Genomic DNA, 21,016 nt, shown 5'->3' with positions numbered 1-21,016 from the left:
TTATGCCCGTATATCCACTCTACCAGCACCACTTTATTAATATTGACTCGCAGCGGCTGCACTACCTCAGCGCAGGCAGTGAACACGCTGAGGCTGTGGTTCTGCTCGCGGGTTTCCCGCAAAGCAGTTATGCCTGGCGGGAGGTTATTCCCTTGCTTGCCAGCCGCTTTCATGTGATCGCACCCGACCTGCCAGGGCAGGGTGATTCTGACTTTCCTGCCAGTGGTTACGACACTGACAGCGTGGCAGAGCGCATACTGGCGCTGCTGAACCAGCTGGGTATCGAACGCTTTCATCTGGCCGGACATGATATCGGGGCGTGGGTCGCCTGGTCACTGGCGGCAGGCCATCCCGAAAAGGTTAGCCGTCTCGCGCTGCTGGATGGCGGCATTCCCGGCATCACGCTGCCTGACTTACTGCCAATGGTGGGTGATAGCGCCTGGAAAACCTGGCATTTTGGATTTCACTGCGTGGATGATTTACCGGAAGCGCTGATCACTGGCAGAGAGGCGATCTACCTCGACTGGTTTTTTAACCGTAAGTCAGCCAATCCACATTGCATAGATGCGGCGGCCCGTCATGAATATCTGCGCGTTTTTCAGCAGCCCGGGGCCTTGCGGGCCGGGCTGGCTTTTTACCGCGCTTTCGCACAGTCGGCAGAGCAGAATCGACAGCGCGCGTTAAAAGGCAAACTGGCTTTACCGCTGCTGGCTGTCAGTGCCGACCAGGGATCGATACCCGATATGGCCACCCCGCTGCGCACCGTAGCGCATCAGGTAAGCAGTAAAACGGTTCTCAACTGCGGCCATTTTATTCCCGACGAACAACCCGAGAAATTAGCGGAAATACTGGCAGACTTCTTTATTACCTCTCCGGATAAAAGCGAAATATCACCTCAGTGACAGTAGGGAAAGTAATGTCGTGTGGCAGATTATTAATATTATTGCTGATCCGCTGTTATCTCATACAGGTTTCCAATAAATAACACTATCTTATTGATTTTTAAGTATGTAGAGCAGGCTGTTGCGCGTTGCTTTCTGTCGCGTGCTGTGAATAAATAAACGGTCATAAACGTCCGTCATCAGGATGAGATTAAAATAGCGGTCGGCAGCAGAGTGCCGAACGCATATTGCCGGGGCTGCTATGAATCAGGAAAAAGCACGACTGGCCGGGGAAATAAAAGCCAGAGTTAATGAACTTGAATCGCAGTTAGTGGCGATTCGACGTGATATCCATGCGCATCCGGAATTAGGCTTTGATACGCTGCGCACCGCCAGTCTGGTCACAGACTATCTGCAGGCGCTTGGACTGAATCCCCGCACCGGCGTTGGCCGCAGCGGTGTTGTGGTGGATATCGACGGCGCAGAGCCGGGTAAGACGCTGCTGTTGCGCGCCGACATGGACGCGCTGCCGATCCATGAGCAGACCGGTCTGCCGTTTGCCAGCCGCTATCCCGGAAAAATGCACGCCTGTGGGCATGATATTCACACCGCAACGATGCTGGGTGTGGCAACGATCCTGCCGCACTATCGTCAGCAACTCAAAGGCCGGGTCCGGCTGATATTCCAGCCCGCGGAAGAGACGCCGGAAAGTGGCGCTGAGGCGATGATTGCGGACGGCGCGGCAGATGGCATCGACTGGGCTGTGACCCTGCATAACAAGCCTGAACTGGCTGCGGGGGAAGTCGCCCTGACGCGCGGGGCCAGTACCGCCTCCAGCGATGAATTCGACGTTACGGTGCATGGCGTATCGACCCACGCGGCACGTCCGCACATGGGCACCGATCCGATCATCGCGACCGTGCATCTCATCAGCCAGCTACAGACCCTCATCTCGCGTGAACGCGATCTCGCTCACTCCGCCGTATTAACCATCGGGCACATTCAGGGTGGCACCACCCACAATATCATTCCCGATAGCTGCCTGTTTCGGGGCACCATCCGTACTAAGTCGCCGGAAGTACGCTCTGCTATGGAAACCTCATTTAAACGGATGTGCGAAGGGGTGGCGCTGGCGCAAAACGTGCGGGTGGAGGTTAACTTCCAGCGTGGTGTCCCGCCTTTGATGAATGACGATCACCTGATCGATTCACTGGAACAGATTCTGTCGCATCAGTTTGATAAGCCCATCATCGCGCAGCCCAGCGCCAGCTTTGGTGCCGAAGATTTTTCACTGTTCACGGAACGGGTACCGGGCTGCCAGATTCATATTGGATCGGCCACGCCGGGCCGTGACGATCACCTGCATAACTCCGACTATCAGCCGGACGAACGCAGCATTACCGCCGGGACGCAGGCGCTGACCCGCCTTGCAATTGATTTACTCTCTTAATAATAAATAAATGAGGTTTATATGATGATGCGTAACCGCCTGTTCACGGCTTCTCTGACCGTGGCGCTGCTCGCCACTTCCGCGTTCAGCCAGGCGAAAGATTTCGGCACCCTGAAGTTTGCGACTGAAGCGGCTTATCCTCCGTTCAACCAGACCACACCGAGCGGCAAAATCGTCGGCTATGAGCCGGATATGGTGGCGGAGCTGGCTAAACGTGCTGGCTTTAAATATGAAATCATCGCCCAGAAATGGTCGGGCATGATCCCAGGCCTTATCGACGGTAAATATGATGCGGTGATCGATGCGGTGACCGTAACGCCAAAACGTGCTGAAGCGATCGATTTTACCCATCAGTACACCGTCAGCGTCTCCAGCTTTGTGACTGCGAAAAAAAGCCCGCTGGCCACGCTGCCAGGCAGCGGCACGATTGTGACGGCGGATGATGACGCCGGCATGAAAAAAGCGATCGACGATCTGAAAACTACCTTCAAAGGAAAAACCATTGCGGTGCAGGTCGCCACCATTCAGGCGGATTTCCTGCAGAAATACCTGGGCGATGTTGCCACTATCCGCACCTATCAGGCGGGTCCTGAAACCTTCGCCGACCTGATGAATGGCCGGGTGGATGCCGTCATGGCATCTCGTACCAACCTCAATGCCTTTGTGAAAAAACATGCTGAGGCGATCAGCAGCAGCGGCTATGGCTTCTCCGGTGGCGTGCTGGGTGCAGGCTCGGCGATTGGTCTGCGTAAAGGCAACAGTGAGCTGCAGCAGGTGCTGAATCAGGCGCTGGACTCCATGATCAAAGATGGGACGCTGAGCAAACTGTCGATCAAATGGTTTGGCGAAGATGTCGCGCCGAAAGCGTAACCGCTGATGCTGATGAATATTGACTGGCAGATACTGGGCTTCGGGGATGAGGGCTGGGGTGGCGTGCTGCTTAATGCCGCCGCCGTCACCGTCAGCGTGTCACTCTGCGCCTGGCTGCTGGGGGCATTGCTGGGCAGCGTGCTCTGCTGGATGCAGATTGCCGGTTCACGCTGGCAGCAGCGACTGGCCGCAGGCTACATCACACTGTTTCGCGGCGTGCCGGAACTGCTGGTGATCTACCTCTTCTACTTCGGTGGACGACAGGTGGTCTCCACTGTGGGCACCGCGCTGGGCTTCCAGGGACCGTTTGATGTGAACGGTTTTGTGGCGGGCGCGATTGCCATCGGGCTGATCTCCGGAGCCTATCAGAGCGGGGTATTCCGTGGCGCCTTCTTCGCTATTCCCGGCGGAACGCTGGAAGCGGCGACGGTGACCGGCATGGGACGGCTGATGATGTTTCGCCGCATTATCGTGCCGCAGGCGTTACGCACTGCACTGCCCGGTATGGGCAACCAGTGGCAATCGGTGATCAAAGAGTCGGCGCTGGTCTCGGTAACCGGGCTGGTGGAAACGATGAACCAGGTCTCCACCGCAGCCAACTCCACCCAGATGTCCTTTTTCTTCTACAGCGTGGGTGCGGTGATCTACCTGATTATCACCACCTGTTCCGATATGGTTTTCCGCTACGTGGAAAAGTTTGCGATGCGCGGTCAACAGCGCGTGAAGGGCTAAGGAGTCCACGTGGATATCATGTTTTTACAGCAGACGCTGCTGGCGCTGCTGAAAGGATTGCCGCTGACCATCAACCTGGCGCTGCTCTCACTCTTTGGCGGCGGCGTGCTGGCGCTGCTGCTTAACCTGCTGCGCATGACGCGTGTCGGCAGCGTTTTCTGTCGCTTCTACGTCTGGCTGTTTCGCGGTACGCCACTGCTGATCCAGATCTTTATGGTCTATTACGGCCTGGGCAGTTTACCGGCGGTGCGGGAAAGCCTGTTCTGGCCGCTGCTGCGCGATCCCTACTGGTGCGGCTTACTGGCGCTGATTCTCAATGATGCCGCCTATACCTCGGAAATCCTGCGCGGCGGGCTGCGTGCCGTCAGTCAGCAGTCGCTGGAGGCCGCTAAAGTCTCGGGCATGTCGTCGTATAAAATCTTTACCCGCATCACCTTACCGATTGCGATTCGCCAGGCATTGCCGGCCTACAGCAATGAGATCATCTCGATGATCAAAGCGACGTCGCTGGTCAGCACCATCAGCCTGATGGAGATGACCGGCATTGCCGACTCGATAGTCTCTTCCACTTTCCGGGCGCTGGAGGTGTTCCTGAGCGCGGCGGTGATCTACCTGATACTCACCATGCTGGTCAGCAAAGGGGTATCGATTCTGGAACGACGCTTATCACCTTACTATTCTGGAGCACGCTCATGACCGCACCTACCATCATGCTGAGCCATCTCAGAAAGAGTTATGCGGGACACGAAGTGCTGCACGACATCAGCCTGACCGCGCAGGATGGCGATGTGATATCGCTGATTGGTGCCAGTGGGTCGGGCAAAAGTACGCTGTTACGCTGCATCCCGTTTCTTGAAGTACCACAGGCGGGTGAAATTGCGGTCGGTGAGGTGAACGTCACGCTGGATAACGCCGACGAAAAACTGAGCCGCGAGCAGCGCCGTCGCATCAAGCTGATGCGAATGCAGCTCGGCTTTGTATTTCAGAGCTTCAACCTGTGGCCGCATAAAACGGTGATGCAGAACATCATTGAAGCGCCGGTTCATGTGCAGAAGCGCAGCCATAAAGAGGCGATTGAAGAAGCGGAAGCGCTGCTCCATAAAGTGGGACTCTATGCAAAACGCGACGCCTGGCCGTCACAGCTTTCCGGCGGACAGCAGCAGCGTGTGGCGATTGCGCGAGCGCTGGCGCAGCAGCCGAAAGCGATACTGTTCGATGAGCCAACTTCGGCGCTGGATCCGGAGCTGGTGGGTGAAGTATTGCGGGTGATCCGCAGTCTGGCGGAAGAGGGACGTACCATGATTATCGTCACCCATGAAATGGGCTTTGCGCGTGACGTGTCGAACAAAGCGGTGTTTCTGCATCAGGGTATGATTGAGGAGTCCGGTTCGCCGGAGCAGGTGTTCCTCGATCCGATCTCGCCACGCTGCCGCGCCTTTGTGAACAGCCACTTTGAGCGCAATGCAGGCTGAAGCGGCATTCTGATAAGGCTGACGCGCTGAAATTTCGTGTTTTGAGATCAGAAAACCCCGGAAGATTTTCCTGATGCCAGTCAGTTAAGCGACAGGTGACAACGCATTCTGGTGCCGGGAAGGGGCTGGCGGTCCTCGCGCCGCTGCGCGGTTCCTTCACTTCATTCGCCTGCATGACGCACCGCCGGGGATGGCACATCCTGTGCCGGCCAGGGAGGGCCGATCCCCGAACGGTTCGTCGGCACGACGTCAAAGCCGAAGGTACCGCGTGAGCGGCGCGAGGACGGCCCGGCAGCAGCAGAGGTGCGCTGGCCCGCACTGCGGCTCGCTCGCCCGGAAAAAAAGCTGCCACGTTTGTCCGTGGCAGCCTTTACAAATCTAATCTTAACTGACCAGCATCAGGAAGATTTTCCGGGGGTTTTTTAATAGCAGCCAGACCACGTTATCCAGAACGATCAGCGCGATCTCACGCCCGGTCCTGAGACGATGCAGCAGCAGGGCGGCCCGCTTCAACCATTGCCTGCCATTGTTGATAGCTGGGGCGGCTCTGGATTTTTGCATACCACGCTTTCAGGGCGCGACACTCGTCAGGAACAGCAAGATTCACCAAAGCCGCGAAAATCATTCCGCCGGTTACGGCGATATCGGCCATCGAAAACGTATTGCCCGCGACATAAGGCTGCGAGCGTAAAACGCCGTCAAAGTAGTGCATCCCTCTGATGGCCTTTTCACGCATCTTCGCACCCCATTCCGGATTCTGATAGAGCTCAACCTCCGGTCCCAGCCCTGCGGTGGCATGATGAAAATAGACGCTGACCGCATCAAGAAATTCGATCTCAGCCCGTTTGGTCATCATATGGATTACGCCTTTTTCTACCGGCGTGACGCCTGTCAGAAGCGGGTTATCATCCAGCACATCGAGATATTGCGTAATGGCAGTGCATTCAGCGATCAGCGTTCCGTTATTCAGCGCTAAAACCGGCAGGATCCCGGAATAATTGATCGCTAAAAATTCAGGTTTTTTATGCTCACCTTTCCACAGGTTGACCGGAATAAATTCGACCTCAGAAAGTAAGCCCTTTTCCGCCAGGGCAATCCTGACCCGTGCAGGATAAGGGCCATCATACCAGTCATAAATCTTCATCGCGGGGAGTGACGGAACAGCAGATGCATTGTGGATATCAGTCATGATTAAGTTACCTACCTGTCAATTGGTAGGTTGATTGTGGGGCTGAACTTTCCTTATGTCAATCCCTGTCTACCAGTTGGCAGGTAAATATTTTCCCCTTATAATGCGTCTCCACCTCATGAAGGAAAACTGAGTTATGAGCCTGAACGCGCGCGAAGCCATTCTGGCGGCAGCAAAAAGTGCTGCCCAGAATCATGGCTATAACGGGATTAATTTTCGCAGTATCGCTGACGAAGTAGGCATCAAGAATGCCAGTATCTATTATCACTTTGCCAGTAAGGCCAATCTGGGGGCCGCGGTCGCCAACCGATACTGGCAGGATACGGCTGAGGATTTAAAGAATATCCGCGAGCAAAGTGCCTCACCGGATGAAGCGTTGCAGCGCTATCCGCAGATTTTCCGCAAGTCGCTTGAAGATGCCAACCGGCTCTGTCTCTCCAGCTTTATGGCGGCGGAATATGAAGATCTGCCCGAGGAAGTGAAGTGTGAAGTTCAGTGTTTCGTTGATGCGAACGTTGACTGGCTGACAGAAGTCCTTTACGAAAAGTCGCCCGATAACCCGGAGAAAAATGCGCAGCGTGCGCTGGCAATCTACACCGCAGTTGCCGGCGCGCAGTTAATAGCCCGCACGCGCCAGGATATAACCATTTTTGATAACCTGATTGCGACCTATCAGGAGAGCGGCCTGATTCCGCTGTCACACTGAATTAAACGACACCGCGCCTGAAAGAGTTGCAGGCGTCAGCACTCACAGCTTCAGGGCTATCAGTAAAATCAGCGGTGAACATTCAGGGTTAAATTGCACGATGGCGCAAGCCGCCTGCCAGCTGTGTGAACACGTCGATCATATTTGGCAGCGCCTTTTCCGGCTCGCTGCTGGAAGCGACCCACAGTGCGGCATTCAGTGCCGCGCTGTTCAGCAGATGAGCGGCGGCATCGGCGTTGACCGGCTTCATTATCCCGCTGTCGATAAGTCGGGTAATAGTTTCACGCGTGGCTTCCAGGCAGCTGTTCTGGCTGGGCCATTGCGAGGGATCTCCCAGAAAAGCCGGGCCATCGCGCAGCACAATACGTTGCACTTCGGCATCCATTGCCATGCGGATGTAGGCGATGCCTTCAGCCACCAGCTTCTCCCACGCATCGCTCACCCCAGACGCTGCCGCTTTAGCCTGCTGGGCCATTTCGCCATCAACCTGTGCGACGACCGCTGCAAGCAGCCCCTTTTTGTCACCAAAATTGTGGTAGAGCGCCCCGCGTGTCAGACCTACGCTGGCCGTCAGTTCATCCATTGATGCGGCGGCAAAGCCTTTTTCGGCAAAGGCAGTGCGTGCTGCTGCAATCAGTTTTGCCCGGTTCTCTTCCATTGTTTCAGCGCGACGTTTAGCAGCCATAGATTCTCCTTTCACATACGCGAGGTATATTAATTGAAATACGCGACGTATGTGTGATTAATGTGACATACGCCGCGTATATTAAATCAAACGCGTGTGCGCTGCATCCTGCAATCCCTTAAAGGCTATTGAGGAAATTCTAATGATCACTCGCGAACCCATTTTTCCTGCAAATCGTCACGCTCTCTATGAGCAGCATGGTTATTCAGCGGCTATCCGCTCAGGCGATCTGCTGTTTGTCTCAGGTCAGGTGGGCAGCCGTGCCGACGGCACGCCGGAGCCCGATTTTGCTGCTCAGGTTGAACGGGCATTTGAGAATCTGGCAGCCACGCTCGCTGCGGCAGGGTGTACCTTTGACGATCTGATCGATGTCACCACGTTTCACACCGATCCGGAGCAACAATTCGAAACCATCATGCAGATAAAGCAGCGCGTTTTTCCGCAGCCTCCTTATCCTAACTGGACAGCGGTGGGTGTAACGTGGCTGGCGGGATTTGATTTTGAAATTAAGGTGATTGCGCGCATTCCCGATCAGCGGGACGAACGGAGCCTGTCACAGAGTGCATAAAGCGTGAGTGGCAATCTGCCTGTCAGGCACTTTACACCGGAGAGGGGCGCTGCGATGACATGCCCGACGTTAAATATGCTGGCATCACAGACAGGGATGTCCCGCGCTGCATTTGCAAAACACTTTGGTCAGACGGTTGGAATTACGCCCATAGAATCTCTGACGCAACGGAGGATGCTGCTCGCCAGCGATCGTCTGCAAAATTCAGGAGAGACGATTTCAGGCGTTTCTGCCGCACTGGGATATGAGTCGGAGAGCGCCTTCAGAAAAGCATTTAAGCGTGTTACTGGCGCTCCACCAGGAAAGTTAACCCATTCGAAAAAGTTTTGAAGGTTAATCGAAAACCCCATTAATTACGGCGGTCACGACAGCGGTGCTCAGGGCTATCAGCACAAGATTATCTCCGACAGCTCGCCATTCGTAACCAGGGTAATAGGGCAGCTCATTTAGCATTGATGATGGCAAACTTTTTTTGGCGATACCCGGAGGCAAAGGTTTACCACGCGCAACTTTTTTAGCTATTCCTGGCGGCAAAGACTGATAGCCGACAAGGCCATAATTGACGGCAAGTTTACGTGCAAGAGAGTAGTTGATATCTGACTCGACGTGATCCGGTCGTCCAGCGTTCTTACGATTTCCATGTTTTTCTTTCGGACCCGCATTACCATGCCCCTTGTTTCCGTGCTCTCCGCTTTTGCCGTTATTACCCGGGTTTCCGCTATTACCATTACCCTGACCGCCACCACCGTTGCCGTTGCCCGGATTTGCGAAAACGGGCGCAGCAAGCACGGTACAAGATATCACCACCGCAAATGCGGCTTTTAAAGCGCGAGATTTGAGCATGTTATCTTTCCTTAATATTATTCAGTAATCTGAACCAGAAAATATAAAGCGATGTAAGGAGGTGATATGAGTTCAACCTCTTCACATTATTATGTCACCTGTTAGTTATTACTCAGCATTAAACGGCCGACAACCACATAGCAATCTTAAGAATTATCTCAAATTAATCAAAGAAAAGCTGTACGATGTTTTGATATTTCGTATAAATTTTATGCTGAAACCCTTGCTAACAATAGATAAATTTTCGGCTTTAAGCGAGGCGGAATACATTATCTTTATTTTTATGCTGCTGCAATTCATTGTTTATACTTGCGATTACCTGATTTTAGTACAACGCTTAATCACTCTGCTACATAAGACACCTTAAGTGAGGTAGAAAACATGACGACTCATGAGACGGAGCAGGTAATTGTGAGCAGAATTTTTCTGATATCGGTCTTCCCATAATATGCAGGAGTTCAAAATGAAAACTAATAAAAGCTATAAAGGATGGCTGGCTATATCAGCTGTCGTCGCTCTCTTCAGCACTGCCAGCGTACAGGCTGAGACGCAGACAAGCGCCCCGCAGGGTGGGAATACACCGCAGACCGTAAAGAATGACAAGCTCAGCCCTGGTGATGAAAAAGCACTGAAGGATATGGCGCAGGCCAATATCAATGAAATTGCCGCCGCCAAAATTGCGCTGAACAAAACACAAAGTGCAGAAGTTAAAACCTTTGCACAGAAGATGGTCGAAGATCATGGCAGTGCCCTGACAAAAGTTCAGGCGGTTGCTAAGCAAAAAGAGGTGACATTACCGACTGCGCCAGACGCTAAACATAAGGCCATGGCCGACAAGCTGGAAAAGCAGAGCGGCGGTGCCTTTGACAAAATGTATATGGAAAACGCCGGAATAATGGATCATAAGATGGTGCTGTCGACGTTGAAGAGCGACGCGACGAAGATAAAGGATCCGGATGTGAAGGCGCTGGCTGACGCGCATACCCCTGTTGTAGAACAGCATCTGAAGTCCGCCCAGCACATGGCGATGTAACCAGGCTGGCCGGTTCCGAATTATCCGCAAGTGCTGTTACGGGATCATCGGGACCAGCCAGAAATGACATAATCCACCATCGGCTGGAGTTTCTCTCTCGTTACGCCAGCCTTTGCCTGAACAGCCATGCCCTGCGCTACAGTCATAAGGTATTTCGCTAACATTTCACAATCAGCGGATGAAGAAAGCTCGCCCTCGTGCTTTGCACGTTTGAGCCTCTCCAGCAAAGCCGTCTCTGAGCCAATGCGGCGAGTGATCAATTCCTGGCGAATGGTCTCAGCCCCCTCTGAACATGCCAGAGCGCCATTAATACCGAGACATCCCCGGCATTCACCACCGAGTGTGTGGGTATCCAGCATGCCATTAAGAATGAGTCGCACCGCATCATGCACGTTTGGTTCCTGGAGTGCTCCGGTCATAAAAGCCATATATCTGACTTCATATCTCTCCAGCGCTTTACGGAAAAGGCTCTCTTTGTTTCCAAAGGTGGCGTAAAGACTCGGACGCGCAACGCCCGTCGCACGTGTCAGGTCATCAAAGGAGGTGCCTTCGTAACCGTTTTTCCAGAACACCACCAGGGCTGCTTCTAAAGCGACCTCCGCGTCAAATTCCCGATGTCTTCCCATTTAGCCTCCGATTCTATAACGGTCATTATAAAAAAATTGACGGCCCGCGTCCAACTCTGTACTAATAATACTATAACGACCAGTATTAAATTTTTTTGCTGGCGCAGATGATAGCGTCTGGCCCGAAACAGAGAAGGAAAGAGTGTGAACGAAGAGCAGCACAACCAGCGCGTTACAGTTGTTAAGGACTATTTTCGCAAACTTGACTCGGGCGATTCGTCAATGATGGATCTTCTGACAGACGACATTCAGATCTACTTTCCAAAGTTCGGTGTGGGATACGGAAAAGCTGAAGTGGCTCGCGCCGCTCAGGGAATGATGAGCACCCTGCAAAAGATCGAGCACGATTTCGAGCGGATGAATATTCTGGTTGCTGGCGATCACATTGTCGTTGAAGGGTTTGAGAGTGGAATCAGCGCTAACGGAACGCCCTGGCCTGTAAAGGGTCGCTCTGAAGGCCGTTACTGTAACGTTTTCCAGTTCGATGGGCTTAAAATTAAGCGGCTTCATATCTATGCCGATCCCGATTTCGACAGCACGCATGAAGAGCGATTTTTGTGGCCAGCGGTCGGCATGACCCGTTCAGGTGACATCTGATTGGTGAAGTAACATGCGTTCAGGATCGATCTCCATGCTGACGCAGCTGCTCTCCTGTGCAATCACTGTCGAGCTATTTCCACTTCGGGCGCGATTCCTGAAGCGTTTAAGCTCATGCTCATGTTAAGAAAAACCACGTGCCTGAGAGGATATTTTAAGCGTTTTCTGCGCTCAGACACATCGGTATAACTGGCTTGAATTGCGAGCTTCAGGAGCCATCAAGCCCCAGCGTTTCACGACGCAGGAAGGCCCAGTCAATCAGAGCAGTCATTGATGGCCCAAGCGCTTTTCCCAGATCGGTAAGTGAGTACTCAACACGCGGTGGAACTTCGGGATAAACCGTGCGTGTCACGATGCCATCCTGTTCCAGTTGCTTAAGCTGCTGGATCAGCATTTTTTGATTTACGCCCTCAATCCGGCGCTCCAGCTCTGAAAAGCGCAGCGGGCCTTTAGCGGCGAAAAGCTGACAGATAATAATTGTCTTCCATTTACCTTCAATAATCTTCAGCGCTTCGGTGGTAGCCTGAGCCCACACCAGTCGCTGTTCCGGAATATCACAACGCCAGTCTCTTTCCATACTTACCTTCAGGTTAGTAACCCACTATTTTGTCGGTTCTTGTTGTTTATTCAGTGAATATGTAGGGTATCTCACTCACCACTGAATCAGGAGCAAAATATGAAAATCGGCGTAATTGGCACAGGTAATATCGGTGGTACCCTGGCACGTAAGCTCAGTGAAGCGGGGCACAAGGTAAAAATCGCTAATTCACGTGGAGTTGATGGCGTGCGTGTTTTTGCGGGTGAAATTAATGCAGAACCCACAGACATCAGGGGAGCGGTTACAGACGTCGAAGCCGTGATTCTCTCCATTCCGCTGCCGGCACTTAGCAGCCTGCCTGATGGGCTTTTCGATCACCTTCCACCCCATGTCCCGGTGATCGACACCAGCAACTATTATCCAGGCCTGCGCGACGCACCGATTACTGCACTGGATAATGGGCAGACCGAAAGCGAATGGGTTCAGGAGCAGATCGGGCACCCTGTGGTTAAAGCTTTTAATAATATTCTTGCCGACTCGCTCGCCGATCTGGGCCAGCCGCAGGGAAGTCGGGGTCGTCTGGCGGTTGCCGTAGCGGGAGATCATCCTGAAGCTGTGCAGACGGCCATGTCACTGGTTAACGACACAGGCTTTGATCCTGTGTTCTCTGGGACTATCGCTGAATCATGGCGTCAGCAGCCCTGCACACCTTGTTACTGCTGTGACTGGGAAGCGCCCGTAATGCTGCGAGCTCTGCCGTTGGCCAGAAAGGGCGAAGGGCTGACCCGGCTGCCACAGCTTTATGCCAGTTTCGCGACGCTGGGTGATGCGCCCTCTCATCAGGATATTATCGAAAACAACCGTGCCATAAACTGGCCGGTTTAAATCGTCCGGGAAGGATAATCTGTCTGTATTGAAGTTCTGGATAAAGATTGATCTGAGAATATTTTTGCATGGTGGCTTGCTGGCTCAGGCATCAATTGTCCACGGCATTGCTCTACAGGCTTGTCCTTAAGCCTCAGATCCAGATTACTGGCTGGCGAGTGCGGTAATGAAATCGCGATAGGTATGCAGTGGGCGGCCAGGCAGGGTGACCAGACGTTCCCGGTCGCCCTCCTGTGGAAGCATTCCATCACTGGCGTAACGTTCAGCCATCAGCCGCATTTCATACGCCATCCAGCGCGGCATAAACTCCGCCATATTCGCTTCGAACGCATCCGGATTATCTTCTCCATAAATTACCGGACGGCCCAGAAGCTGTTGCCAGGCTGCTGCTGCCTCTTCTCCGGTCAGCGTACTGGCCCTACGAGATTGAGCGTTTCGACCGGTAATTCTTCGCCGGCCTGGGCGCGCCTTATCAGTTCAATTGCGGCCACTTCAGCAATATCCCGTGTATCGACCATTACAGTTACAGATTATCAGACCTCTTTACGGCCCAGATAACGCTCTTTCATCAGTGACAGTTTTATGCCGATATCCAGCGCCGGCGATGGCGGCATGAAACTGGCCTTGCCCAGCGACAGCATATCCGCAATATATGGGTTGTCCTGTTTCATCATGAAATCAGCCAGCAGACTGCCCGCCACGGTCTGTTTTGAAACGCCTGCGCCGTTACAGCCACCCGCCGTACAGATAAAGTTGTTCAGCATGCCCCATTCAGGCGCGCCGTTTCGCGTAACGCTGATGGTGCCGGACCAGGTGTGGGTTATCTTTACGCTGCCCAGGGTCGGATAGACTTTATGAAATAAGCGCTGATGCAGCCGGGTCGCCTGCCAGGTCTGCGCGGCATTCACCTGACCGCTAAGTGCGGGTATCACGTGCTGGCGAATCAGGAAACGGCGGTCTGAGGTAAAACGGAAGGTTGCACCGGCAATCGCATTAACCGGCGTAAGCCCCCAGCTCTGCATGGGAGGCAGAGTAGCCAGTTGTTCATCGGTCAGTGGATCGGTAATGCTGGCGAAGGTCGCCATTGCAGCCTGACGCGAAAGTCCCGGTCGCAACTCTGGCGATAATGCATTGGTGGCCAGCATCACCTTTGGCGTTTTAATGATGCCAAATGGTGTCAGCACTTCAGCCACGCTGCCGTAGCGGATCCCCAGCACTGGTGTATTATCGAACCGTTGAACATTTTCAGGTAAATAGTGGTTTAGCCCGGCGACCAACTGCGCCGGATTAACCAGCACACAGCCTGGTGTGTATATCCCTTTGCTGTAAAAGCGCGTACCGAGTTTAAGGTAAAGCTCCTCGCTGTCTGACATCTGCCATGGCTCATCCATTAAATCGAGGTGGCTGGCGTACTCCTTTAAAATGCGATCGTTGCCACGCTCAGCCTGGCAGTGATATTTACCAACCTGTTCCCAGTCGTACTGAAGATGATGCTGAGAAATAACCTGCTCCAGTTGACGAATGCCTTCCTGAAGCAGGTTACGGTAAGCGTTGGCCTTTTTTAATTCAGCGGTGGAGCTGCCAATATTATGAGGCAGACCGATAACAAACCCGGAATTACGTGCCGATGCGCTTTCCCGTGTGCTGTGCGCGTCGACGATGATAATTTTCAGACCAGGATTAATTTCAGCCAGGCGGCGCGCAAAGGCAACACCTGCAAATCCCGCGCCGACGATAACCCAGTCGGCAGTGATATCCTCTCGCAGCATGGGCTGCGGCGGAAAATAATGCTCACCCGCAGGCCAGCCCAGTTGATTGTGATTAAATGGTATCGATGCGTAGCGCAATTCCCTGTGCCTTCTCTAAAAAAGTAAAAGAATTTTATAGGTGAAAGCGGGATATCTGTGCCAGCGGTAATCTGACTAATGTTGATTTCAGACAAGTAAAATTCAGGTGGATGATTTTTGAGTTAACAACCAAAGGTGGCACGAATTTTCGAAGAAGAGATTATAACGCGACTGTTATGGGGTTTATTTTCTGGTGTCAAAGACCGAAAACAGTGATCTGCAGAGGCGATATATTCATGAGGCCCGAGCAGGGGAGAGCGAAACGGAACAGGTCGTCCTGTTAACGGGCTATTTCGAGTGAGGATCCGCCCGTGAAAACGATGCCTGTACGGCATCAAAGCGTTTTATAGATTTCAGCAATCACCTGCATCGTTGCTTCTTCTACGGTTCCTTCATTGCGACATAAAAACCAGCCGTAGTTGGTCATCTCCTGCTCGAACACTCTGGTGCAAGCGACATGCTCTTCCAGTTTGTGAATGACTGTACTGCCCAGCCCACGGGATCGTGCCGCGGCTCGTTCCCATGAAATCTCAGGTGCCGTGACCACCCCGACATGCAGGTCTGGTGTTCGCACGTTGAGTTCAATGTTTCGCTGCAAAATCTCAGCAAAGGGCATCATCCGCCGAAACGCGGCATCAGACGGATACCAGCGATCCATCAGGATAATGCAGTTCCCGGGCTGTTTAGTGAGTACATTCTGTGAAATCCAGGCACGGCTAACGGCAAAGCGTTCACAAATTTCCCGCTCCAGTTCGACGGAGGGATTTCTGGCGAGCCTGTTAACCAGCGTCATTGTTTCTGCCCTTAAGGGATCGCTTTTTTGCTCGCTAAGTCGGATCACCTTCCTGTTATCTGCTCTTAGCACTTGCGTAATGGACTCCAGCAGGGTGGTTTTACCGGTTCCCTTGGGCCCATCCAGAGAAACAAAAAGCTGACGACTCATGCCAGGAATGAGAAATGAGTTAAGATTTTTGCGAATCGTCCAGCTGGTAAAAACATCTTATTTTCCTGGTTTGGATAGCTGAACTTATATCGTTCTCTTTAGCCGTCAGGCACGTCAGCGTGAACATGAATGTTAAACAGACATTGATGAATACGCTGGCAACGGTTTTGACTCACGGGTTTATAGAACAGGATGTCAGCATCTGGCTCCGATGTGCTCTGTTAAGAACCACACCGGACTGGATTCTCATATAAAGTCGCAGTTTACGCCATTCTATGTCCGGAGCATGAAGAAAAAGCTAATGGGCAAGTTTGGCTGCTGAGCGCAGAAGGGCTTATGAAGGTTGTCTTTTAACCAGGGTAGAGAATCGGGGGCTGTGATCTCCGGTTCCCACAGTGTAAGCGGCAGGCCTGAAATGCGTGATCCAGGGGGTTTTATCTTTGTCCGCGTCCGCTATGAGCGAGGAGCGGACGTTTCACTTTTGACAGCTGAAGGTTTCAGTACGTTGAACATAACTTCACTGTTGCGAATCATTGCTCATAAGTTTATAAAATCAGAAACCTATATGGAAATGAAGGCACTATGAATATTTCAATCAGAAAGTTACTGCCGCTAGAATGGGATCATGCTTACAGTCTGATTTCACAGCTACGGAACATTTCCAGGGAAAAATTTATCGAAAGCGTCAGAATTCAGACGTTGAACGGTTATGAACTTGTTGGCGCATTTGGCAATGAAAAAATGCTTGGCTTGATGGGTTTCCGTCCCGTTCATACTCTGGCCAGAGGATCACATCTCCATATTGATGATTTGATCGTAGATGAGGCTTTAAGAAGCACAGGGATAGGGAAAAAATTGCTGGATTTTGCCACCACTGAATCAGAAAGCAGGGATATGAACTTCGTGTTCCTTGATGCCCGACAGCAGGCGATACCCTTTTATGAACGGAATGGCTTTGTGGCTCACACATCACCTTCAATGAAAAAGCCTCTCCGATAAGACCAGATAGCCTGTTCATAGGTGGGGGTGCTGACATTATAACTTTGCATCTACACCCTTTAGCACCCCAAAAACATGAAGTTAAGGAAGTTTTTTGCACATAAAAACACTCAACGGATCTGTTGCATAAGGTGGGAATGCATTGCATATCTCATAACCGCATCTACGATAAAGTGCTATAGCCGGTTGCTGATGAATCCCTGTTTCAAGCTGCAATAGGCTCAAATTTTTTTCTGAAGCAATCGTCTCGATTGCACTGACTATCTGTTCTCCGAGCTTCCTCCCCCGATATTCCGGTCGAATATAAACCCGCTTAATCTCAGCTGAGCCATTTTCATGAAATAGCAAAGCACCACAACCTGCAGGTAAGCCACCTTCATCACGTACGATGATGCACCGGAGTTGCTCATCATTAACTTTTGGAAGATCAAGGCAGTGATTACTTTCTGCAGGATATAGTGCGTTCTGAAAGGCATCGAGTTCGCTTACCAGCCACAGCAGGTCAGAATCACTTTTATCTACTTCTGAAATGCTGAACATTCGCTATCCTCGATTCAGTTTTAACTACTGAATCTAACATAATATTCCATCTATGACGGCTTTCAGTATTTAGCATAAGAGTACATGTGCAACTTCCGCTGCTGGCACAAAGCGGACTGACGGCAGGCCAGGGTCCGCTATGAGCGAGAAGCATAAGTCGCTGCTGCGTGAGCTGGAATAGCGCTTTGGTGGTGAGGCGGGCGAGAAGAACAGTCCGCATTCAAAAAGCTTTCTCGATGGCGTCAAAAAGTTCTTCTACGATTTGACTCGCTAAGCGGAAACGCTGCGGCAAACATAAAAAGCCCCTGCTGTGCAGGGGCTTTTTTTATTGCTGTACTGTTCAGCAAAACGTAACCGTTAGGCGTACTTAAAAATTTTTCTCATATTTCCGCTTTCGTTGTCGATAACATGATTGCTGGCTGAGTGATGATTTCACTCAGCATTTATTTGTCATTTCAGGCGATAAGGATATTTATGAACAAGCTTTGTGTTGCGGCGTTGTTGGCTCTGAGTTTAACCGGCTGTGCGCAGCAGACTTTCGTAATGAAACAGAATCAAGTTGGCGCGGCGACGAAAACCACCAGCCAGCCGTTCTTTGTTTCAGGTATCGGTCAGCGTAAGAGCATTGATGCGGCGCAGGTGTGCGGCGGCCAGGAAAAAGTTAACCGGGTTGAAGTGCAGCAAACGTTTGTTAATGGCTTACTGAGCGTGGTGACGTTTGGTATCTACACGCCACGTGAAGCGCGCGTTTATTGCGCCATCTGATAATGCCTCAGGCCGGTTCGCCGGCCTAATCCTCCGCCGGTTATTAAATCGCATTAGTATAATGTAACTATTAAATTCTGCTGTCACACCGCTGCGCGGCTTGCCTGCTGCCGACGATATCCGAAACGAGTTCAGGCAACGTCGTCCAGCCTGGTAAAAGCAGTGGTAAGCTGTTGAGGCATGTCAGTCCGCTTTGAGCGATAAGCGGACATTGAAATTGTCCGCCTATTAATAACTTTCTGTTCATCCGGCTTATCAAAACAGCGATAGGGTCAGTGCCAGTCAATAAAAGTGGGTGTTCTGACACTTGAACTGCTCAATATCGCTATGTTGATGACGCCATAACAGCGGTAATGCCATATAACCCAATACCATACGCAAGGTGCGTAATCAGGCTTAACAAACGCGCCACCCATGGACGAGGTGTACGGGAGGCTGCGATACCAAAGCCAAACGCGGGTTGCAAAATTAAGAACGGAGCAATCAAAGTTAACAAACCTGTAAACACACCCGTTGAGAGAGAAGGCTCATGGAGCCAGCCCCTTCCGTTAAGCAAAAGCGGGATAACAGCAAAAATTATCCCGGTCAGATAATGGAATACCCAGCCAGTAAGATTCTCCCCACGTATCTGTGACGCTGAAAGAATGGTGTGATGCCTGAATTTTCCTTGTGGAAGCCATAAAATCCAGCGGCCTACCAGCGCATAATTCAATGGTGGAATTTTTAAAATGAGCTTTTGACATAACGACCACAAATCCATGACCAGTGTTGCGCCAATGCCCGTGATGACAGTTTTGAAAAAAATAATGATATCCAAAGCGTACTCCTTCTTTTAAATGACATAATAATCAGTGTGCAACTTAAAGTGAGGTTTAAGTCAACAATGAAAGAACTGGATATCAGGGAAATCGCTGACCTTACCGGAGTTACCCCGTCAGCGTTGCGATATTACGAAAAGAAAGAACTAATCAAACCTGTTGGCCGTAACGGGCTAAGAAGGCAATACAATGAAAATGTTATCAATAAACTGCAATTAATCGCGCTTGGGCAGGCTGCAGGGTTTTCTCTTGATGAAATAGGCGCAATGTTTAGTGCAGAGAACAAACTCGCATTAGATAGCGTTCAGCTTCTTCAACGAGCAACGGAGATCGACGCCACTATCCGCAAACTCCAGTTGTTAAGCCGGGGGCTGAAACATGTCGCATGTTGTACAAAAACCGAGCATTTAGAATGTGAAGAATTCAAAAAAATTGTATCCAGAGGGCTGCGACTCGTCAGATAGATTATTTTAAAGTTCCAGGACATGAGCTACGTCCGCTTCTGGCACGAAGCGGACCTTGCCAATAGGGCATGATGGCGTCATTCTCTGCGGTTAGCATAACGTCATTGACATTCGAAACGTCAGTGACAGGTACAGGCTGGGCGGCGCCGCCCTGAACAGGGCCTCCACCCTTTTTGCCAGGATCACCCCTTCGATACAGCAGCGCGGGAGCTTAGTCGCCGACAACCATTACCCCGGAATAAGACACCCGGCCAGGATAAGCGCCCGCTATGTGAAGTGGGCACTTATTATCAGGTGGCGCTGTTATATCCGGTTGCCGGAAGCAGTGTTTTACTCCCTTTCAGGGTAAAGAGGGAAATAATGGTAAAGCTCAGTGTGATACAGCCTAAAACAAGATAAGCCTGATGGAAGCCTACGGTGTCATACATCCGGCCTACCCATGTCGACAGTACAACGCCCGAAAGTTGCTTTGATAAATTAAAACCAATCAGGAACAAGGTTGCCGAAAGTTTTGGGTTAAATGCGGAGGAGATATATTTAAAGGTGCCGACCAACAGGAAAGGAAGTTCAAACATATGGAGCATTTTTAAGATAACCACTTCTGTGGCTGAAGAGGCAAAAGAAGAACCCAAAATACGCGCCGACATAATGACGCCTGCGGCCAGGAGGGCGTTCTTCGCACCAATGCGGTTAACGATGGCAGGGGCAAAAAACATAATCGTTGCATTGAGTATTTCCCCACCGGTAGTGACAAAGCCAAACACTTCGGTCCCGCGTTGTGGGCTGGAGAAAAACCCTTTGAAGAAGTTAGCAAACTGCTGGTCAAACACATCATAGACACTGGCGACACCTACAACGTAAATAATAAATCCCCAGAAGCGTGGCATCCGCAATAGCTCGGCGGCGGTGCGCATAGAAAAAGCCTGGCGGTTGGCACCAAGCGCGTCGATAACCCGCTCGCTGTTGCTCCCTTCCGGGCGTGACATCCATAACAGTACGGCTAGCGCCAGGGCAAAACCGGAGGCAATCCAGAATGTAATATTAGGGTCTATGCTAAATAAAATACCGGTGATGGATGCACATAACGCCCAGCCAATACAGCCGGAAACACGAACCTTTCCGTACTCAAAACGGTTAGCCCGACTTACGCGTTCAATATAGGCTTCTACCGCCCCGGATCCACTGGAGAAGACGACTCCCAGATAGATCCCGCCAACCAGTGCACCAGCGAAAATATTCATCTGCAGTAAAGGAGACAGAACAAAAATAAAGAAGGGCGCAAATAAAATCAGTAAGATCGTGATAATCCAGAGCAAGTGTTTGCGTAACCCCAGTTTATCGGAGAGCAGACCAAACACCGGCTGGAAAATAATTGCAAACAGTGAGATAGATGAAAACACAATCCCTGTTTCTGTTTTGGTTAAGTGGTTAACTTCTGCCAGCCAGACCGGAAAGAAAGGAAAGTAGGCCGACATAATGAAATAATAGAAGAAAAAGAACAACATAAAGTAAATGAAGTTATGTCGTTCTCTTGGTGCGAGTTCAGAGAGTTTCATTTTGACTGT

Annotated in this window: 26 protein-coding genes and 2 pseudogenes; 16 read left to right on the top strand and 12 right to left on the bottom strand. The window is 51.5% G+C overall.

What is annotated here, in order from left to right; all coding sequences use genetic code 11:
* The first annotated feature begins 2 nt into the window (after positions 1–2).
* From FOV68_RS12540 to FOV68_RS12515, 6 genes are all read left to right on the top strand, one after another.
* Positions 3–902 (top strand): alpha/beta fold hydrolase, encoded by a 900-nt coding sequence (locus FOV68_RS12540; RefSeq protein WP_143990984.1) that lies wholly within the window; start codon positions 3–5, stop codon positions 900–902.
* A gap of 241 nt (positions 903–1,143) precedes the next feature.
* Positions 1,144–2,331 (top strand): M20 family metallopeptidase, encoded by a 1,188-nt coding sequence (locus tag FOV68_RS12535; protein WP_143990983.1) that lies wholly within the window; start codon positions 1,144–1,146, stop codon positions 2,329–2,331.
* Positions 2,332–2,352: 21 nt separating this feature from the next.
* A complete protein-coding gene (locus tag FOV68_RS12530) occupies positions 2,353–3,201 on the top strand; it encodes a transporter substrate-binding domain-containing protein (RefSeq protein WP_022624593.1) in 849 nt (282 codons plus the stop codon).
* A gap of 6 nt (positions 3,202–3,207) precedes the next feature.
* Positions 3,208–3,933: an ABC transporter permease gene (locus FOV68_RS12525; RefSeq protein WP_186289750.1), complete on the top strand. Its 726-nt coding sequence runs from the start codon at positions 3,208–3,210 to the stop codon at positions 3,931–3,933.
* A gap of 9 nt (positions 3,934–3,942) precedes the next feature.
* The gene (locus tag FOV68_RS12520) at positions 3,943–4,629 is read left to right on the top strand and encodes an ABC transporter permease (RefSeq protein ID WP_143990982.1); all 687 of its coding nucleotides are present in this window, start codon (positions 3,943–3,945) and stop codon (positions 4,627–4,629) included.
* Positions 4,626–5,405 carry an ABC transporter ATP-binding protein gene (locus tag FOV68_RS12515; protein ID WP_010246775.1) on the top strand — a complete coding sequence of 260 codons (780 nt, stop codon included), beginning with the start codon at positions 4,626–4,628 and terminating at the stop codon, positions 5,403–5,405. The genes FOV68_RS12520 and FOV68_RS12515 overlap by 4 nt, the downstream gene beginning before the upstream one ends.
* 466 nt (positions 5,406–5,871) lie before the next feature.
* Here FOV68_RS12515 and FOV68_RS12505 read toward each other — a convergent pair whose 3' ends face one another.
* Positions 5,872–6,594 carry a glutathione S-transferase gene (locus FOV68_RS12505; RefSeq protein ID WP_143990981.1) on the bottom strand — a complete coding sequence of 241 codons (723 nt, stop codon included), beginning with the start codon at positions 6,592–6,594 and terminating at the stop codon, positions 5,872–5,874.
* Positions 6,595–6,730: 136 nt separating this feature from the next.
* On the opposite strand from FOV68_RS12505, the gene FOV68_RS12500 reads away from it, so the two are divergent.
* Positions 6,731–7,300, top strand: coding sequence for a TetR/AcrR family transcriptional regulator (locus tag FOV68_RS12500; RefSeq protein ID WP_143990980.1), 570 nt, complete (start codon positions 6,731–6,733; stop codon positions 7,298–7,300).
* Between the two features lie 88 nt (positions 7,301–7,388).
* Here FOV68_RS12500 and FOV68_RS12495 read toward each other — a convergent pair whose 3' ends face one another.
* Positions 7,389–7,985, bottom strand: coding sequence for a TetR/AcrR family transcriptional regulator (locus tag FOV68_RS12495; protein ID WP_143990979.1), 597 nt, complete (start codon positions 7,983–7,985; stop codon positions 7,389–7,391).
* A gap of 142 nt (positions 7,986–8,127) precedes the next feature.
* Here FOV68_RS12495 and FOV68_RS12490 point away from each other — a divergent pair, with 142 nt between their 5' ends.
* Entirely contained in the window at positions 8,128–8,553 is a 426-nt protein-coding gene (locus tag FOV68_RS12490) for a RidA family protein (protein WP_039387835.1), read from the top strand.
* 54 nt (positions 8,554–8,607) lie between these two features.
* Positions 8,608–8,883 carry an AraC family transcriptional regulator gene (locus FOV68_RS12485; RefSeq protein WP_143990978.1) on the top strand — a complete coding sequence of 92 codons (276 nt, stop codon included), beginning with the start codon at positions 8,608–8,610 and terminating at the stop codon, positions 8,881–8,883.
* Between the two features lie 3 nt (positions 8,884–8,886).
* Here FOV68_RS12485 and FOV68_RS12480 read toward each other — a convergent pair whose 3' ends face one another.
* On the bottom strand, positions 8,887–9,396 hold the full coding sequence (locus FOV68_RS12480) for an anti-virulence regulator CigR family protein (RefSeq protein WP_039387834.1): 510 nt from the start codon (positions 9,394–9,396) through the stop codon (positions 8,887–8,889).
* 463 nt (positions 9,397–9,859) lie between these two features.
* Here FOV68_RS12480 and FOV68_RS12475 point away from each other — a divergent pair, with 463 nt between their 5' ends.
* Positions 9,860–10,429: a DUF4142 domain-containing protein gene (locus FOV68_RS12475; protein WP_031594299.1), complete on the top strand. Its 570-nt coding sequence runs from the start codon at positions 9,860–9,862 to the stop codon at positions 10,427–10,429.
* Between the two features lie 44 nt (positions 10,430–10,473).
* Here the strand turns inward: FOV68_RS12475 and FOV68_RS12470 are convergent, their stop codons facing one another.
* A complete protein-coding gene (locus tag FOV68_RS12470) occupies positions 10,474–11,055 on the bottom strand; it encodes a TetR/AcrR family transcriptional regulator (RefSeq protein WP_064703859.1) in 582 nt (193 codons plus the stop codon).
* A gap of 144 nt (positions 11,056–11,199) precedes the next feature.
* On the opposite strand from FOV68_RS12470, the gene FOV68_RS12465 reads away from it, so the two are divergent.
* A complete protein-coding gene (locus tag FOV68_RS12465; RefSeq protein WP_143990977.1) occupies positions 11,200–11,652 on the top strand; it encodes a nuclear transport factor 2 family protein in 453 nt (150 codons plus the stop codon).
* Between the two features lie 208 nt (positions 11,653–11,860).
* Here the strand turns inward: FOV68_RS12465 and FOV68_RS12460 are convergent, their stop codons facing one another.
* The gene (locus FOV68_RS12460; protein WP_031594296.1) at positions 11,861–12,229 is read right to left on the bottom strand and encodes a helix-turn-helix domain-containing protein; all 369 of its coding nucleotides are present in this window, start codon (positions 12,227–12,229) and stop codon (positions 11,861–11,863) included.
* 99 nt (positions 12,230–12,328) lie between these two features.
* Between FOV68_RS12460 and FOV68_RS12455 the strand changes: the two genes are divergently transcribed.
* Positions 12,329–13,075 carry an NADPH-dependent F420 reductase gene (locus FOV68_RS12455; RefSeq protein ID WP_109651334.1) on the top strand — a complete coding sequence of 249 codons (747 nt, stop codon included), beginning with the start codon at positions 12,329–12,331 and terminating at the stop codon, positions 13,073–13,075.
* 144 nt (positions 13,076–13,219) lie between these two features.
* Here FOV68_RS12455 and FOV68_RS24395 read toward each other — a convergent pair whose 3' ends face one another.
* The 3 genes from FOV68_RS24395 to FOV68_RS12440 all read right to left on the bottom strand — a co-directional run bounded on the left by FOV68_RS24395 (position 13,220) and on the right by FOV68_RS12440 (position 15,865).
* Entirely contained in the window at positions 13,220–13,390 is a 171-nt protein-coding gene (locus FOV68_RS24395) for a hypothetical protein (RefSeq protein ID WP_255473680.1), read from the bottom strand.
* A gap of 218 nt (positions 13,391–13,608) precedes the next feature.
* Positions 13,609–14,922 (bottom strand): FAD-binding oxidoreductase, encoded by a 1,314-nt coding sequence (locus FOV68_RS12445; protein ID WP_186289749.1) that lies wholly within the window; start codon positions 14,920–14,922, stop codon positions 13,609–13,611.
* 334 nt (positions 14,923–15,256) lie between these two features.
* A complete protein-coding gene (locus tag FOV68_RS12440; protein ID WP_143990975.1) occupies positions 15,257–15,865 on the bottom strand; it encodes a dTMP kinase in 609 nt (202 codons plus the stop codon).
* 582 nt (positions 15,866–16,447) lie between these two features.
* Here FOV68_RS12440 and FOV68_RS12430 point away from each other — a divergent pair.
* The gene (locus FOV68_RS12430) at positions 16,448–16,864 is read left to right on the top strand and encodes a GNAT family N-acetyltransferase (RefSeq protein ID WP_010259116.1); all 417 of its coding nucleotides are present in this window, start codon (positions 16,448–16,450) and stop codon (positions 16,862–16,864) included.
* 81 nt (positions 16,865–16,945) lie between these two features.
* Here the strand turns inward: FOV68_RS12430 and FOV68_RS12425 are convergent, their stop codons facing one another.
* On the bottom strand, positions 16,946–17,404 hold the full coding sequence (locus tag FOV68_RS12425) for a GNAT family N-acetyltransferase (protein ID WP_143990974.1): 459 nt from the start codon (positions 17,402–17,404) through the stop codon (positions 16,946–16,948).
* 139 nt (positions 17,405–17,543) lie between these two features.
* Between FOV68_RS12425 and FOV68_RS24390 the strand changes: the two are divergent.
* Together FOV68_RS24390 and FOV68_RS12415 are read left to right on the top strand one after the other, a co-directional pair.
* Positions 17,544–17,678 (top strand): annotated as a pseudogene (locus FOV68_RS24390) (molecular chaperone DnaJ); the annotation flags it as partial.
* A 200-nt stretch (positions 17,679–17,878) separates the two neighbouring features.
* Positions 17,879–18,169 carry a Bor family protein gene (locus tag FOV68_RS12415; protein ID WP_010259114.1) on the top strand — a complete coding sequence of 97 codons (291 nt, stop codon included), beginning with the start codon at positions 17,879–17,881 and terminating at the stop codon, positions 18,167–18,169.
* A gap of 325 nt (positions 18,170–18,494) precedes the next feature.
* Here FOV68_RS12415 and FOV68_RS12410 read toward each other — a convergent pair whose 3' ends face one another.
* Complete coding sequence (locus FOV68_RS12410) at positions 18,495–18,986, bottom strand: DUF2938 domain-containing protein (RefSeq protein ID WP_143990973.1); 492 nt, start codon at positions 18,984–18,986, stop codon at positions 18,495–18,497.
* A 66-nt stretch (positions 18,987–19,052) separates the two neighbouring features.
* Between FOV68_RS12410 and FOV68_RS12405 the strand changes: the two genes are divergently transcribed.
* A complete protein-coding gene (locus FOV68_RS12405) occupies positions 19,053–19,451 on the top strand; it encodes a helix-turn-helix domain-containing protein (protein ID WP_143990972.1) in 399 nt (132 codons plus the stop codon).
* A gap of 120 nt (positions 19,452–19,571) precedes the next feature.
* Here FOV68_RS12405 and FOV68_RS24575 read toward each other — a convergent pair.
* A pseudogene (locus tag FOV68_RS24575) lies at positions 19,572–19,676 on the bottom strand (type VI secretion protein); the annotation flags it as partial.
* Between the two features lie 65 nt (positions 19,677–19,741).
* The gene (locus FOV68_RS12400) at positions 19,742–21,007 is read right to left on the bottom strand and encodes an oligosaccharide MFS transporter (RefSeq protein ID WP_109651328.1); all 1,266 of its coding nucleotides are present in this window, start codon (positions 21,005–21,007) and stop codon (positions 19,742–19,744) included.
* Positions 21,008–21,016: the final 9 nt, after the last annotated feature.

The organism is Pantoea sp. paga (assembly GCF_007558755.1).
In the GTDB taxonomy this organism is placed as follows: Bacteria; Pseudomonadota; Gammaproteobacteria; order Enterobacterales; family Enterobacteriaceae; genus Pantoea; species Pantoea agglomerans.
Note: the sequence above shows the minus strand (reverse complement) of the source record. Positions and strands in the feature narration are given on the sequence as shown.

What these genes read in the sequence shown, in the direction of transcription:
- FOV68_RS12540 (WP_143990984.1), top strand. Translation starts at nt 3, where the DNA reads ATGCCCGTATATCCACTCTACCAGCACCACTTTATTAATATTGACTCG.
- FOV68_RS12535 (WP_143990983.1), top strand. Translation starts at nt 1,144, where the DNA reads ATGAATCAGGAAAAAGCACGACTGGCCGGGGAAATAAAAGCCAGAGTT.
- FOV68_RS12530 (WP_022624593.1), top strand. Translation starts at nt 2,353, where the DNA reads ATGATGATGCGTAACCGCCTGTTCACGGCTTCTCTGACCGTGGCGCTG.
- FOV68_RS12525 (WP_186289750.1), top strand. Translation starts at nt 3,208, where the DNA reads ATGCTGATGAATATTGACTGGCAGATACTGGGCTTCGGGGATGAGGGC.
- FOV68_RS12515 (WP_010246775.1), top strand. Translation starts at nt 4,626, where the DNA reads ATGACCGCACCTACCATCATGCTGAGCCATCTCAGAAAGAGTTATGCG.
- FOV68_RS12505 (WP_143990981.1), bottom strand. Translation starts at nt 6,594, where the DNA reads ATGACTGATATCCACAATGCATCTGCTGTTCCGTCACTCCCCGCGATG.
- FOV68_RS12500 (WP_143990980.1), top strand. Translation starts at nt 6,731, where the DNA reads ATGAGCCTGAACGCGCGCGAAGCCATTCTGGCGGCAGCAAAAAGTGCT.
- FOV68_RS12495 (WP_143990979.1), bottom strand. Translation starts at nt 7,985, where the DNA reads ATGGCTGCTAAACGTCGCGCTGAAACAATGGAAGAGAACCGGGCAAAA.
- FOV68_RS12490 (WP_039387835.1), top strand. Translation starts at nt 8,128, where the DNA reads ATGATCACTCGCGAACCCATTTTTCCTGCAAATCGTCACGCTCTCTAT.
- FOV68_RS12485 (WP_143990978.1), top strand. Translation starts at nt 8,608, where the DNA reads ATGACATGCCCGACGTTAAATATGCTGGCATCACAGACAGGGATGTCC.
- FOV68_RS12480 (WP_039387834.1), bottom strand. Translation starts at nt 9,396, where the DNA reads ATGCTCAAATCTCGCGCTTTAAAAGCCGCATTTGCGGTGGTGATATCT.
- FOV68_RS12475 (WP_031594299.1), top strand. Translation starts at nt 9,860, where the DNA reads ATGAAAACTAATAAAAGCTATAAAGGATGGCTGGCTATATCAGCTGTC.
- FOV68_RS12470 (WP_064703859.1), bottom strand. Translation starts at nt 11,055, where the DNA reads ATGGGAAGACATCGGGAATTTGACGCGGAGGTCGCTTTAGAAGCAGCC.
- FOV68_RS12460 (WP_031594296.1), bottom strand. Translation starts at nt 12,229, where the DNA reads ATGGAAAGAGACTGGCGTTGTGATATTCCGGAACAGCGACTGGTGTGG.
- FOV68_RS12455 (WP_109651334.1), top strand. Translation starts at nt 12,329, where the DNA reads ATGAAAATCGGCGTAATTGGCACAGGTAATATCGGTGGTACCCTGGCA.
- FOV68_RS24395 (WP_255473680.1), bottom strand. Translation starts at nt 13,390, where the DNA reads ATGGCGGAGTTTATGCCGCGCTGGATGGCGTATGAAATGCGGCTGATG.
- FOV68_RS12440 (WP_143990975.1), bottom strand. Translation starts at nt 15,865, where the DNA reads ATGAGTCGTCAGCTTTTTGTTTCTCTGGATGGGCCCAAGGGAACCGGT.
- FOV68_RS12430 (WP_010259116.1), top strand. Translation starts at nt 16,448, where the DNA reads ATGAATATTTCAATCAGAAAGTTACTGCCGCTAGAATGGGATCATGCT.
- FOV68_RS12425 (WP_143990974.1), bottom strand. Translation starts at nt 17,404, where the DNA reads ATGTTCAGCATTTCAGAAGTAGATAAAAGTGATTCTGACCTGCTGTGG.
- FOV68_RS12415 (WP_010259114.1), top strand. Translation starts at nt 17,879, where the DNA reads ATGAACAAGCTTTGTGTTGCGGCGTTGTTGGCTCTGAGTTTAACCGGC.
- FOV68_RS12405 (WP_143990972.1), top strand. Translation starts at nt 19,053, where the DNA reads ATGAAAGAACTGGATATCAGGGAAATCGCTGACCTTACCGGAGTTACC.
- FOV68_RS12400 (WP_109651328.1), bottom strand. Translation starts at nt 21,007, where the DNA reads ATGAAACTCTCTGAACTCGCACCAAGAGAACGACATAACTTCATTTAC.